This window comes from Streptomyces sp. NPDC013187 (genome assembly GCF_042899705.1).
In the GTDB taxonomy this organism is placed as follows: domain Bacteria; phylum Actinomycetota; class Actinomycetes; order Streptomycetales; family Streptomycetaceae; genus Streptomyces; species Streptomyces hawaiiensis_A.
In genome coordinates this window covers 424,596-437,915 of record NZ_JBIBAF010000009.1, presented here as the reverse complement: position 1 = coordinate 437,915, position 13,320 = coordinate 424,596, and the positions used below count along the sequence as shown (strand labels likewise).

Sequence of the window (13,320 nt, the reverse complement as noted above, 5' to 3'; positions counted from 1 at the left end):
CTGGAGCTCGGTCCCGACGGGGTCCTGGCCGCGATGGTGCAGGAGACCCTCGAAGCCGACGACCGCGACGACGTCCAGGCCCTCACCCTCCTCCGCCGCGACCGCCCCGAGGCCGACACCCTCGTCAAGGCACTCGGCACACTGCACAGCCGCGGCGTCCGCGTCGACTGGGAGGCGTTCTTCGCAGGCACCGGCGCCCGGCGCGTCCCCCTGCCGACCTACGCCTTCCAGCACGAGCGGTACTGGCTGCAGCCCACGGCGCCGGAGGACGGGGGAGCCGGCCCGGACGCCACCGGGCACCCGCTGCTCGGCACCGCCGTACCGGTCGCGGGCACCGGCCAGACGGTGTTCACCAGCCGCCTGTCCCGGCGCACCCACGGGTGGATCGACGACCATACGGTCCTCGGCGCCACGGTGCTGCCCGTCTCCGCGCTCGTGGAGACCGCGGTCAGAGCGGCCGACGAGGTCGGCGCGGGCCACCTGGAGAGCCTCACCGTGCACCGGCCGCCGGTCCTGCCCGACCACGGCACCGCCCGGCTCCAGACCGTCGTCGGCGCCCCCGACGAGACCGGCCGGCGCCCCTTCACCGTCCACGTCGTGACCGACGGAACGGAGCCCGACCGGGCCGCGCACGCCGAGGGCGTCCTCGGCACCGCCACGCACCCGGGACCCGCGACCGTTCCCGACGGCCTGTCGGACGCCGGTGAAGCACACCTGGACGAGGGACTCCTCCCGGACGCAGCGGCCCACGGTCTGCACCCCGTGCTGCTGGAGCGTGCCGTGCGCGCCATCGCGGGCGAACCCCCCGCCGGCAGCGTCCGGGTCCCGGCCGCCTGGCAGGGCGTCCGGCTGCACGCGACAGGCGCCTCGGTGGTGCGTGTCCGGGTCGCGCCGACCGACGGCGATGCCGTCTCCGTGCAGTTGACGGACGCGGCCGGGCAGCCGGTCCTCACCGTCGACCGGCTCTCCTTCGAGGACATGCCGGAGGACCGCTTCGCACCGGCCGACGCCGCGCACCAGCCGCTCCTCCACCTCCGGTGGACGCCGCTCGCCACCGCAGCCCCCGGCGCACCGGTGCGCTGGGCCGTAATCGGCGCGACGCGGACCGACCTGGACGCCGAGCGGTACGCGACCCTCGCCGACCTCGGCGACGCCGTCGCTGCGGGCGCGGCCGTCGACGCCGTACTCGCCGAGCCCGGCCCGGACATCATCGGGGCCACAAGGGACAGAAGGGACGCAAGGGGCATCGGGGGTTCCGGAGAGACCATGGACGTGGTCGGTTCGACGCACCGCGTCGCCCTCGCGACCCTCGACCTGGTCCAGCGGTGGCTCGCCGACGAACGGCTCACGGACACCCGACTGGTGGTGCTCACCCGAGGTGGTACCGCCGCCGTCCCCCAGGAACCCACCGACGCCGCGGCCGCGGCGGTCTGGGGCCTGGTGCGCTCCGCCCAGGCGGAGGCGCCCGAGCGGATCGTCCTCGTCGACGCCCCCGCGGACGGCGCACCGTCCGATGCGCTCCTGAACGCGGTACTCGCCTCCGGGGAGCCGCAGGCGGCGCTGCGGGACGACACGGTCCTGCTGCCCCGGCTGTACCGCACCGCGCCGCAGGACCCGAGGGTCCGGACCGCGGGGCACACCCCTGGGGAAACCGTCACCACCGGCGAAGCTCCCGCCCTCGGCGCGCAGGGCACCGTCCTCGTCACAGGAGCGGGCGGCGCCCTGGCCGCATACATCACCCGGCACCTGGTGACCGGGCACGGGGTGACGCGGCTGCTCCTGCTCGACCGGCGTGCCGAGGAGTCCTGGTACGACCCGGAACTCCTCGCCGATCTGCGGGAGTCGGGCGCGGAGGTCACCGTGGCCCGGTGCGACGCGGCCGACCGGGACGCCCTCGCGGCCGTCCTCGCAGGGATTCCCGAGGAGCACCCACCGGCGGCGGTCGTGCACCTCGCCGGGATCGTACGCAACGCCCTGCTGCCCACCCTGCCCCCGGACGAGCTGATCGCCGTGCTGCGGGCCAACGCGGACGCCGCCTGGCACCTGCACGACCTGACGCGGGACCGGAACCTGTCGGCGTTCGTGCTCTTCTCGTCCCACACCGGTGTCATCGGCGGCCCCGGCCAGGCCAACTACGCCGCGGCCGGTGCCTTCCTGGACGGCCTCGCACAGCACCGGGCGGCCCGTGGTCTGCCCGCCACCTCCGTGGCATGGGGGCTGTGGGACATCGACGGCGACATCAACGCGGACCTCGACGAGAGGGACCGCAACCGGTTCGTGCGCGAGGGCTTCCGGCAGGTGACACCGGACGAGGGCGTGCGGCTCCTGGACGCCGCGCTGCGCATGGCCGCCCCCGCTCTGGTGGCCCTGCCCCTGGATCCCGCGGTCCTGCGAGCAGGCGGCCCGGTGCCCGCCGTGCTGAGCACCCTCACGGGAGTGGTCAACCGGCGCGGTGCCGCGGCCGCCGGTGCAGCGGACGGCGGGCCGGCCAGCAGGCTCGCCGGTCTCGACGCCGAGGAGCGCCGGGAGGCCGTCCTCACTCTCGTACGGACCGAGGTGGCCGCCGTCCTCGGACACGCCGAACCCGGCGCAGTCGAGGCCGACCGCGCCTTCCAGGAGATGGGCTTCGACTCCATGACCGCCGTCGAGCTGCGGAACCGGCTCGGCGAGCGGGCGGGCGTCCGGTTGCCGGCCACGCTGGCCTTCGACCACCCCTCGCCCGCGGCGCTCACCGCCCACCTCCTGGAACTCCTCACCCCCGAGGACGCGGACGGCCGGCCCCCGGCCCTCACCGCCCTGGACACCCTGGAGGCCGCGCTCGCCGACGGCCCGGCCGACGACCCGGGCCGTGAGGAACTCGTCGTACGACTCCAGATGCTCGTGTCCCGCCTCACCGTCGGATCGGACCCGGAGGAAGACATGGCGAGCCGGATCGAGTCGGCCTCGGCCGACGAGATCTTCGCCCTGATCGACACCGAGCTCGACGGCATCGGCGACCCCACCCACTGAGCACGGGCCGGCCCGGGCGGACACCCAACCGTCCGGGCCGGCCCCGCATCGCAGCGCTTCCCCCATCTGCCGGACGATCCAAGGAGATCCGAGGTTCGCATGTCCAACGACATGTCCAACGAAGACAAGCTGCTCGCCTACCTCAAGAAGGTGACTGGCGACCTCCAGAAGGCGCGCCGGCGCGTGACCGAGCTCGAGTCCGGCAAGGACGAGCCCATCGCGATCGTCGGCATGGCCTGCCGCTACCCGGGCGTCTCCTCCCCGGACGAGCTGTGGCAGCTCGTCATGGACGAGAGGGACACCATCACCGACTTCCCCGCCGACCGGGGCTGGGACCTCGACAATCTTTACGACCCCGACCCCACCAAGCCCGGCCGGACCTACGTCAGGCAGGCGGGCTTCGTCGACGACGCCACCCGTTTCGACGCCGCGTTCTTCGGCATCTCCCCCCGCGAGGCCCTGGCGATGGACCCGCAGCAGCGGCTCCTGCTGGAGACCGCCTGGGAGGCCCTGGAGGACGCGGGCATCGACCCGGCCACCCTGAAGGGCTCAAGGACAGGGGTCTTCACCGGCCTGGTCGAACAGAGCTACCTCGGCCTCGACACCCCCGGCGAGTTCGACGGCTACCTGATGACCAGCAAGCTCAGCAGCATGGGGTCGGGACGCATCGCGTACACCCTCGGCCTCGAAGGGCCGGCGGTCTCCATCGACACGGCCTGCTCGTCGTCGCTCGTCGCACTGCACCTCGCCGTCCAGTCGCTGCGGTCGGGGGAGTCCACCCTGGCCCTCGCGGGAGCCTCGTACGTGGCCGCGACCCCCGGTGGCCACATCGACTTCTCCCAGCAGCGAGGACTGGCCCAGGACGGCCGGTGCAAGCCGTTCGCCGCCTCCGCGGACGGCATCGGCTGGTCCGAGGGGGTCGGCCTGCTCGTCGTCGAGCGGCTGTCCGACGCCCGGCGCAACGGCCACGACGTCCTCGCCGTGGTGCGGGGCATCGCCGTCAACCAGGACGGCGCGAGCAACGGCCTCACCGCGCCCAACGGCCCGTCACAGGAACGGGTGATCCGGCAGGCCCTGCGAAACGCCCGGCTGAACGCCACCGAGGTCGACGCCGTCGAGGCACACGGCACCGGCACCACGCTCGGCGACCCGATCGAGGCCCAGGCGCTGCTCACCACCTACGGGCAGGAGCACACCGAAGAACGCCCCTTGTGGCTGGGCTCCCTGAAGTCCAACATCGGGCACGCCCAGGCCGCCGCCGGGGTCGGCGGCATCATCAAGACCGTCCAGGCGCTGCGGCACGGCATCCTGCCGAGGTCGCTCCACGCCGAGAACCCCACCCCGGTCGTCGACTGGTCGGCCGGCGCCGTACGCCTGCTCACCGAGGCACGGCCCTGGCCCGAGACCGGACGCCCGCGCCGCGCCGGCGTCTCCGCCTTCGGCGCGAGCGGCACCAACGCCCACGTCATCCTGGAGCAGGCGCCGCTCCCCGAGCCCGCCGCGCCGGCCGGAAAGGACACCGACGGCACGCCCGCCGCCGGCGTCGCCCCCACCCCGGCCGTCCCATGGGTTCTGTCGGCGAAGTCCCCCGAGGCGCTGCGCGACCAGGCGGGACGGCTCCTCGCGCACACGGAACGGCATCCCGGGACCGACCCGCTGGACATCGCGTACTCCCTGGCCACCACCCGTTCGGCGTTCCCGCACCGGGCCGGCGTCATCGGGGCGGACCTCGGTGAACTGCGCGAGGGGCTGCGCGCGCTGCGCGACGGCGAGCCGTCGCCACACGTCGTGCAGGGCAATGCCGTCGACGGCGGCAAGACGGTCTTCGTCTTCCCCGGGCAGGGCGGACAGTGGGACCGCATGGCCGTCGAACTCCTCGACAGCTCGGAGGTGTTCGCCGCGACCATCCGCGCCTGCGAGAAGGCCCTGGCCCCGTACGTCGACTGGTCCCTGGAGGAGGTCCTGCGCCAGGCCGACGGCGCGCCGTCCCTCGACCGCGTCGAGGTCCTGCAGCCCGCCTCCTTCGCCGTGGCCGTCTCCCTGGCCGCGCTGTGGCGCTCGTACGGTGTGGAGCCGGACACCGTCGTGGGCTCCTCGCAGGGCGAGGTCGCCGCCGCCTACGTCGCCGGGGCGCTCACCCTGGAGGACGCGGCCCGTGTGGCCGCCCTGCGCAGCCAGGTGACGAAGGTGCTGCACGGGCGCGGCAGCATCGCCTCCGTGGCGCTCTCCCGCGACGAACTCGCCGCCCGCCTGGAAGCGGAGGGCTGGGGCGAGCGCCTGTCCACAGCCGTCGTCAACGGACCCCGGTCGACCGTCGTGTCCGGGGACGGGGAGGCCCTCGAGGCGTTCGTCGCCCGGTGCAAGGAGGACGGCATACGGGCCCGGAGCTTCTCCGCCGCCTTCGCCTCGCACTCGGCGCAGGTCGAGGAGATCCGCGACCGCCTCGTCGAGGCGCTCGCACCCATCCGCCCTCGGAAGGGCACCGCGCAGTTCTACTCGACGGTCACCGCCGGCCCCCTGGACACCACCGCCCTGGACGCCGAGTACTGGTACCAGAACCTGCGCCGGCCGGTGGAGTTCGAGGCCACCGCCCGCGCCCTCGCCGACAGCGGCCACAACTCCTTCGTCGAGGTCGGCCCGCACCCGGTGCTCGGCCCGGTCCTGGAGGAGAGTCACGAGCGGGCCGTCGTGGTCGGCACGCTCCGCCGCGACGACGGCGGCCTGGACCGGTTCCTGACCTCCCTCGGCGCTCTCCACACGCGTGGCGGCCACGTCGACTGGCAGACGGTCTTCACCGGCCACGGGGCCCGCGCGGTCCGGCTGCCCACGTACGCCTTCCAGCGCGAGCGCTACTGGTACGCCGCCACCGGCGTCGACGTCACCCGGCTCGGCCTGGCCTCCGCCGAGCACCCGCTGCTCGGTGCGGCCGTCACCGTGGCCGGAGCCGGTCAGACCCTGTTCACCAGCCGCATCTCCGCCCACACGCACTCCTGGCTCGCCGACAGCACCGTCCACGGTGCCGCCGTGCTGCCGCCGTCGGCCCTCGCCGAGCTGGCCGTGCGCGCCGGTGACGAGGTCGGCCTGACCGCCGTCGACGATCTGACCCTCCACGAGCCCCTGGTCCTCGCCACCGGCGACGGCACCCAGATCCAGGTCGTCGTGGACGCCGCCGACCCCGACGACACCACGGCCGCACGTCCGTTCGCCGTGCACGCCCGCCCGGACAGCGGAGACGTGCCCTGGACCCGCGTCGCCACCGGCCGCCTCAGTCTGCGCGCCCCGGGGGCCACCGCCGACCTCTCCCAGTGGCCGCCCGCCGGTGCCGCGCCCGTCGACCCGGCGGAGGTCCAGGACCGGCTCGCGGCGGACGGCATCGCCACCGGCCCCGCCTTCCATGGCCTGACCGGCCTGTGGCGGGACGGCGACACACTGCTCGCCGAGGTCCGCATCCCCGACCAGCTACGCGCACAAGCCGCCGAGTTCGCCCTGCATCCGGCCCTGCTGGAGGCGGCCCTGCACACGCTGCCGCTCGCCCTCGGCACTCCGGAGGGCAGCGGGGCCCGCCTCGCCACGCACTGGAGCGGCTACCAGCTCTACGCCGGCGGAGCGACCTCGCTGCGCGTCCGGTTCACCCCGGACGGCGACGCCGTGCGCGTCGACATCGCCGACCGGACGGGACGGCCGGTCGCCACGATCGCCTCGCTGACCACGCGCGCCGTCGGCGCAACGGCCGTCGGCGTCCGCAGCCACGACTCCCTGCTCCGCGTGGACTGGCGCCCCCTCGGCCTCACCGCCACGACCGAACGGCCCGCCGCCCTGGCCCAGCTGGGCACCGACCTCTTCGACGCCGTCCAGCTCGCCGACGTGGCCGCGGTGGCCAAGGCCGTGGACGCTGGCGCCGTCCTCGACGCCGTCCTGGCCCGGCACACCCCGGCCCGCGAGGGGCAGGACATCGCCTCCGTGTACGCGGCAACCCACCATGCCCTCGGGATCGTCCAGGAGTGGCTGGCGGACGACCGCCTGGAGGACGTCCCGCTCGTCTGGGTCACGCGCGGCGCCGTGGCGGTCGGCACCGAGGACGTCACGGACCTCGGCGCGGCCGCCGTCTGGGGGCTGCTGCGGACCGCCCAGTCGGAGTCCCCGGGCCGGTTCGTGCTCGTCGACCTCGACGACGACCCGGCCTCCCTCGCAGCCCTGCCCGCCCTGGTGCGTTCCGGCCAGGCCCAGGCCGCGGTCCGGAAGGGCCGGGCCTTCGTCCCCCGCGTGACGCGGGTCGGCGCCCCGGCACCCGGCACCACGCCCGGCGGCACCTGGAATCCCGAGGGCACCGTCCTCGTCACCGGCGGCACCGGCACCCTCGGCGCCCTCTTCGCCCACCACCTGGCGGCCGCACACGGGGTGCGCCACCTGCTGCTCGTCAGTCGAAGCGGCCCCGCCGCGCCCGGCGCCGACGAGCTGCGGGACTCCCTCACGGCACTGGGCGCCGAGGTGACCGTGGCCGCCTGCGACACCGCCGACCGCGCCGCACTGGAGGAACTGCTGGCCGGGCTGCCCGCCGACCGGCCGCTGACCGGTGTGGTCCACGCCGCCGGTGTCCTCGACGACGGTCTCATCAGCACACAGAGCCCGGAGCGGCTCGACGCGGTCCTGCGGCCCAAGGCCGACGCCGCCTGGCATCTGCACGAACTCACCCGCGACCTGGACCTGTCCGCGTTCGTCCTCTTCTCGTCGCTCGCCGGCGTGATCGGCGGCGCCGGCCAGTCCACCTACGCCGCCGCCAACTCCTTCCTGGACGCCCTGGCCCAGCACCGCAGCGCCCACGGCCTGCCCGCGACCTCCGTCGCCTGGGGCCTGTGGGAGCAGCTGAGCGCGATGGCCGCCAATCTCGACGCCGCCGACGTCGACCGCATCGTCCGGGCCGGCTTCCGGCTCGTCGCGTCCGACGCCGGGCCGGGCATCCTCGACACGGCCATGGCCCTGGGCACCCCGGCCCTGGTCGGCGTGCCCGTCGACGTGGAGGCGCTGCGCGAGCAGCGGACCTCGGTGCCGCTGGTCTTCCAGTCCCTGGCCCGCACACCGGCGCGCCGCACGGTCAGCGAGTCGGCGCTGGGCACCGGGAGCCTGGCCGCTCTGCTCGAGGGCAAGGAGGAGGCGGAACGGCTCCGCATCGTCCTCGACCTGGTCCGTGCCGAGGTGGCGGCCGTCCTCGGCCACTTCGACCCCTCTGGCATCCGGCCCGACCAGGCCTTCCCCGAGCTCGGGTTCGACTCCCTGACCTCCGTCGAACTGCGCAACCGGCTCGGCGCGGCGACCGGCACCAGGCTTCCGGCCAGCCTCGTCTTCGACCACCCGTCGCCCGCCGCGCTCGCGGCGTACCTGCACGCCGAGATCGCCGGCGGAGAGCAGGCCGGGGAAGAGCCGCGGGTGGACTTCGCCGCCGAGATCCGGCTCGCCGACGACATCCGTCCGGCCGACGAGGTCCACCTGGTGGCGGAGGACCCCGAGGACGCGCTGCTCACCGGCGTCACCGGCTTCCTCGGCGCGTTCGTGCTGCGCGAGCTGATGCGTACGACACGGGCCCGGGTGCACGTCCTGGTGCGCGCCGCCGACGAGGCCGAGGCCCTGGAGCGCGTGTGGGCCAACCTGAAGTGGTACCGCATCTCGGACGACATCGACCCCGGCCGCCTGCGGGTCGTCGTCGGCGACCTCGCCGCGCCCCTGCTCGGTCTGGCCGAGGAGGAGTTCGACGCGCTGGCCCGTACCGTCGACGTGGTCTACCACCCCGGCGCCTCGGTCAACTGGATCCACCCGTACGCGACGGTGAGGGCCGCGAACGTCCTCGGCACCGAGGAACTCCTGCGGCTCGCCGCCCGGCACCGCACCGTCCCGCTGCACTACGTGTCGACCACCGGTGTCTTCGCGGGCCCGGTGACCCGGGGCGTGCCCCTGAAGGTGACCGACCCGGCGGGGCCGGGCGAGGTGCTGCCCAACGGCTACACCCAGAGCAAGTGGGTCACGGAGCAGATCATCGGCATCGCCCGCGAACGCGGCCTGCCGGTGAACATCTACCGGGTCGATCAGATCGCGGGCGACCAGGTCAACGGTGCCTGCCAGACCCGTGACTTCGTGTGGCTGACCATCAAGGGAATGCTCCAGGCCGGCGCGGCTCCGGCCGAACTGCCGGGTGTCTTCCGGCTGATGCCGGTCGATTACGCCAGCGCCGCCCTGGTCGCCGTGTCCCGGCGCCGGGCCGCCGCGGGCGGCACCTACCACCTGTGCAACGACAGCCACGTGACGTTCGCCGACGTGGTGTCCCACCTGCGCGCGTACGGCTACCCGCTGGACGAGCTCGACCGGAAGACATGGTTCGAGCTGGTGCGGGCCGACCCGGAGAACTCCGCCGCGCCGCTGCTCGACGCGGTGGAACTGCTCGTCGCGGACAGCGAGTCCTTCTACCCGGCCATCGCCACCACCGAGACCGCCGCCGCGCTCGAGGGGACCGGCATCGACTGCCCGCCGGTCACCGGCGAGCTGTTCCGGAAGTACGTCGAGTTCTTCGCGGACACGGGGTACTTCCCCGCCCCGCAGGAGAGCGGAGCCGGAGCGGGCGCCGCCCGGTGAGCAGACCGCCGTGGCCGGGACGCGACAGTCGCGTCCCGGCCACGGCCCCAGCCGTGTTCCTCAGATCTGCGTGCCGTACGGGTTGTCGATGACGTACAGCCAGTCGTCACCCCGCCGGCGCAGCACGTCGAGCGCGGTGCCCGAGTGCCGCTCCGGGCCGCCCTCGGCCGTGTCCACCTCGATCGACCAGTCCACGACCAGCAGCGCGGTGTCGGATGTCACGTAGGACTCCAGCACCCGCGCCGTCATGACGGGCCGCAGCGCCAGCACCTCCGCCCGTCCCTCGGTCCGTGCGGGCCCGGAAAGGACACTGCCGTCCTCCTGGACGGATATGGCGTCTACGGCGAAAAGCCGGTCGAGAGTGGCGACATCACCACTGTTGAAGGCACTGACGGCGAGTTCCGCCCGTGCCAGGACCTGTTGGTTCAGATCTTTGTCGATGGCCGTCATGGCGAGATCACTCCTCGGTCGTCCGGGCCGGTCGGGAAAAGCGCGCGAAAGGGCCCCACGGGCCCGCGCGTTCCGCGCGTGAGCCTGCCATATCCCGGTCATCGCCAGGCAACAAGCCGCCCCGCCACGACGGTTACTCCGTGGTGAGCTGCAGCGGAAGGCGGCCCCCTACGCTTTTCCCATGATTCTTCGAAGGGTTTCGGAATGAGTCCTGTGTCAGTGAACGAAGTCGTTCGCGGAATTCCGGTGGAACCGGCGTCGATGCGGTCGGCAATGGCACGCTTCGCGACCGGCGTCATCGTGCTGAGCGTCGGTGGCGAGAACATTCACGGAATGACCGCCAACGCGTTCAGCTCGGTCTCCCTCGAGCCGCCGAAGATCCTGTGCTGCGTGGCCCACAGCGCCGTCATGCACAAGGCGATCACCTCGGTGCACGGGTTCGGTGTCTCTATCCTGGGGGCCGGACAGGAGCCCGTCGCCCGTCACTTCGCCGACAAGGCCAGGCCGCTGGGGGCCGAGCAGTTCCACGGGTTCGGCTTCGAGCCCGGGCCCCGCACCGGGGCGCCACTCCTGCACGGGGCGGTCGGCTGGCTGGAGTGCGAACTGTCCGAGGCCTACGACTCGGGAGACCACTCGATCTTCATCGGTGACGTGGTCCACGCCGCCACGGCGCAGGACTCGTCCGGGCTGCTCTTCTTCAACGGCGGTTTCCGGCAGCTCGGAGCCGCCCCCGAATGACAGGGGTGACCATGTCCGCAGGAACGACACAGAAGCCGGCCTGGCCCGTGGATCCGATGGTCGGACCCTGGTTCATCGAGGCGCTGAACGAGGGCCTGGCCCGGTCGGTGCCGCGACTCACGCGGCCCGCACCCGCCCGGCGGCACGATGGCCCGGACACGCACGCCGTCCTCGCAGGCCCCGAGTCCGGCCACGGATTCCCCGACTCCCGCGGCATCTCCTTCACCGACCGGCACGCCTTCGGTGACCCCTTCGCCGCGAAGGTGATGGCCGCCTACACGGAGGCACTCGACACCGTGCTCAGCGGCGCCGAGCGCGAAGACACCCGGCTGCGGCGGGCGCTGCTGCGCCACGGAGCCCACGCGCTCGCGGCGGCGTCCGGACGGGTCTGCCGGACGCCGGACGGCGGCGAGTGTCTCCAGGAGCGGCCGCTGGAACCGGAGCGGGCGGCGGAGATGGGGACCCTGCTCATGGAGTGTGCCGCGCTCGTGGCGCTCGGCGACGGATCGCCGCTGCCGGGCTCCCGGGCCGCCGATCTCATCAGGGACCTGGGGACCTCCGTGCGCCGGACACCCGGGCCGGGCCGGACCCGCCGGGACGCGTCACGGCCCCGCACTTCAGCAGAAGTTCACAACAGGCACACCAAGTCCTGACAGGATCTCCTCATGGACAAAGGTCTTCTTACCGGGAAAGTCGTCCTCGTCACTGGGGCGAGCAGTGGCATCGGAGCGGCGGCGGCCAGAGTGTTCGCCCAGGAGGGTGCGGCGGTCTTACTGGTCGCCCGCAGACAGGAGCGGCTGGCCGCGCTCGTCGAAGAGCTGCGCGCCGAGGGGGCCCGGGCTGAGTACGTGGTCGCCGACGTCACCTCGCGCGAGGACGCCGCCATGGCGGTGAAGTCGGCCGTCGGTACGTTCGGACGGCTCGACGGGGCGTTCAACAACGCCGGCGTCGGCGGCGACCGCACCCCTCTGCACCAGATGGGCGACGAGACCTACGACGCCATCATGGACACCAACGTGCGCGGTGTCTTCAACTGCCTGCGCGCGGAGATCGAAGCGATGCTCGAGCACGGTGGCGCGATCGTCAACAACAGCAGCGTCGGCGGACTCGTCGCCATCCCCACCGCAGCGCCGTACGTGGCCTCCAAGCACGCCGTCGTCGGCCTCACCCGGGCAGCCGCCGACGAGTACGCGCAGCAGGGCATCAGGGTCAACGCCGTGGCCCCCGGCACCACCCGCAGCGAGATCACCACGGACTGGTTCGCCCGCAACCCCGGCCTTGAGGACATGGTCAACTCCATGACGCCCCAGGGTCGTACGGCGGAACCGGAGGAGATAGCCGCGGCAGCGGCCTGGCTGCTCAGCGACCGCTGCCCCTTTCTGACCGGCACGGTCCTGCCGGTGGACGGCGGCTTCGTCAACCAGTGAGGACCGGTACGACGTAGGGGCGATTACCCGGCCGTTACTGCCGCCCCACGGCTCCCGGATAGATTCGCAAGCCACATAAGGCGTGTGGGGCGCCCTGTTCGGTACGGCTCCTTCGCCGGGCCGGGCCGAATCACCGCAGCGGTGGCGCGTTTCGGCGCTGGGCCCCCTTCCCCCCGACCACGAGAGGGCAGGACACCCATGTCGAAGCAGTCGCTCACCCTTGTCGGACTCGGCCCGATGGGCGTCGCGATGGCCGACGCGTACCTCGCCAAGGGCTACGAGGTGACCGTGTGGAACAGGACGGCGAGCAAGGCCGAGCCCCTCGTGGCCAAGGGGGCCGTCCTCGCACCCACGGTCGCCGACGCCCTGGCCGCCCACGAGCTCGTCCTGCTCAGCCTGACGGACCATCAGGCTATGTACGCCATCCTCGGCCAGGCCACCGAGGCACTCGAGGGCAGGACCGTGGTCAACCTCAGCTCGGACACCCCGGCCAAGTCCCGTGAGGCGGCCGCCTGGGTGAACGGGCACGGCGCGGCGTACCTGACGGGCGGGGTTACGGTGCCGCCCCACCGCATCGCCGGCCCGGGCGCGCTCACGTTCTACAGCGGCCCCCAGGACGTCTTCGAGGAGCACCGCGCCACGCTCGAGGTGATCTCCGCCGCCGATCACCGGGGTGAGGACCAGGGACTGGCCGCCCTCTACTACCAGCTGCAGCTCGACATCTTCTGGACGTCCCTGTTCTCCTGGCTGCACGCCGTCGCGGTCGCCGAGGCCAACGGCATCTCGGCCGCCGACCTCCTGCCCTACGCCTCCGGCACCCTCGCCTCGATGCCGGACTTCCTGGGCTTCTACACGCCCCGGCTGGACGAGGGGAACTTCGCGGGCGACGTGGAGCGGCTCTCCATGGGGCTGGCGAGCATCGAGCACGTCGTGGAGACCGGACTGGACAGCGGTGTCGACTCCTCGCTCCCCGCCGCGGTCCTGGAACTCCTCCGGCGGGGCTTCGACGCGGGCCGGGCCGAGGACAGTGCCACGAGCATCGTCGAACTGCTCAAGCAGGCCTCCGCGTAGAAGG

Annotated in this window: 7 protein-coding genes; 6 read left to right on the top strand and 1 reads right to left on the bottom strand. The window is 73.3% G+C overall.

Annotation, left to right across the window (positions count from 1 at the left end):
- On the top strand, nucleotides 1-3,009 hold a 3,009-nt coding region (locus ACFY5B_RS21900; RefSeq protein ID WP_389971613.1), incomplete at its 5' end, for an SDR family NAD(P)-dependent oxidoreductase.
- A 99-nt stretch (nucleotides 3,010-3,108) separates the two neighbouring features.
- Nucleotides 3,109-9,630, top strand: coding sequence for a type I polyketide synthase (locus ACFY5B_RS21895; protein ID WP_389971611.1), 6,522 nt, complete (start codon nucleotides 3,109-3,111; stop codon nucleotides 9,628-9,630).
- Nucleotides 9,631-9,690: 60 nt separating this feature from the next.
- Here the strand turns inward: ACFY5B_RS21895 and ACFY5B_RS21890 are convergent, their stop codons facing one another.
- Entirely contained in the window at nucleotides 9,691-10,080 is a 390-nt protein-coding gene (locus tag ACFY5B_RS21890) for a YybH family protein (RefSeq protein ID WP_389971609.1), read from the bottom strand.
- A 273-nt stretch (nucleotides 10,081-10,353) separates the two neighbouring features.
- Between ACFY5B_RS21890 and ACFY5B_RS21885 the strand changes: the two genes are divergently transcribed.
- The 4 genes from ACFY5B_RS21885 (at nucleotide 10,354) to ACFY5B_RS21870 (ending at nucleotide 13,316) form a co-directional block, all read left to right on the top strand.
- Nucleotides 10,354-10,818 (top strand): flavin reductase family protein, encoded by a 465-nt coding sequence (locus tag ACFY5B_RS21885; protein ID WP_389971607.1) that lies wholly within the window; start codon nucleotides 10,354-10,356, stop codon nucleotides 10,816-10,818.
- An 11-nt stretch (nucleotides 10,819-10,829) separates the two neighbouring features.
- On the top strand, nucleotides 10,830-11,471 hold the full coding sequence (locus ACFY5B_RS21880) for a hypothetical protein (RefSeq protein ID WP_389971605.1): 642 nt from the start codon (nucleotides 10,830-10,832) through the stop codon (nucleotides 11,469-11,471).
- 12 nt (nucleotides 11,472-11,483) lie between these two features.
- Entirely contained in the window at nucleotides 11,484-12,245 is a 762-nt protein-coding gene (locus ACFY5B_RS21875) for an SDR family NAD(P)-dependent oxidoreductase (RefSeq protein WP_389971603.1), read from the top strand.
- A 198-nt stretch (nucleotides 12,246-12,443) separates the two neighbouring features.
- Complete coding sequence (locus tag ACFY5B_RS21870; RefSeq protein WP_389971601.1) at nucleotides 12,444-13,316, top strand: NAD(P)-dependent oxidoreductase; 873 nt, start codon at nucleotides 12,444-12,446, stop codon at nucleotides 13,314-13,316.
- Nucleotides 13,317-13,320 lie beyond the last annotated feature (4 nt).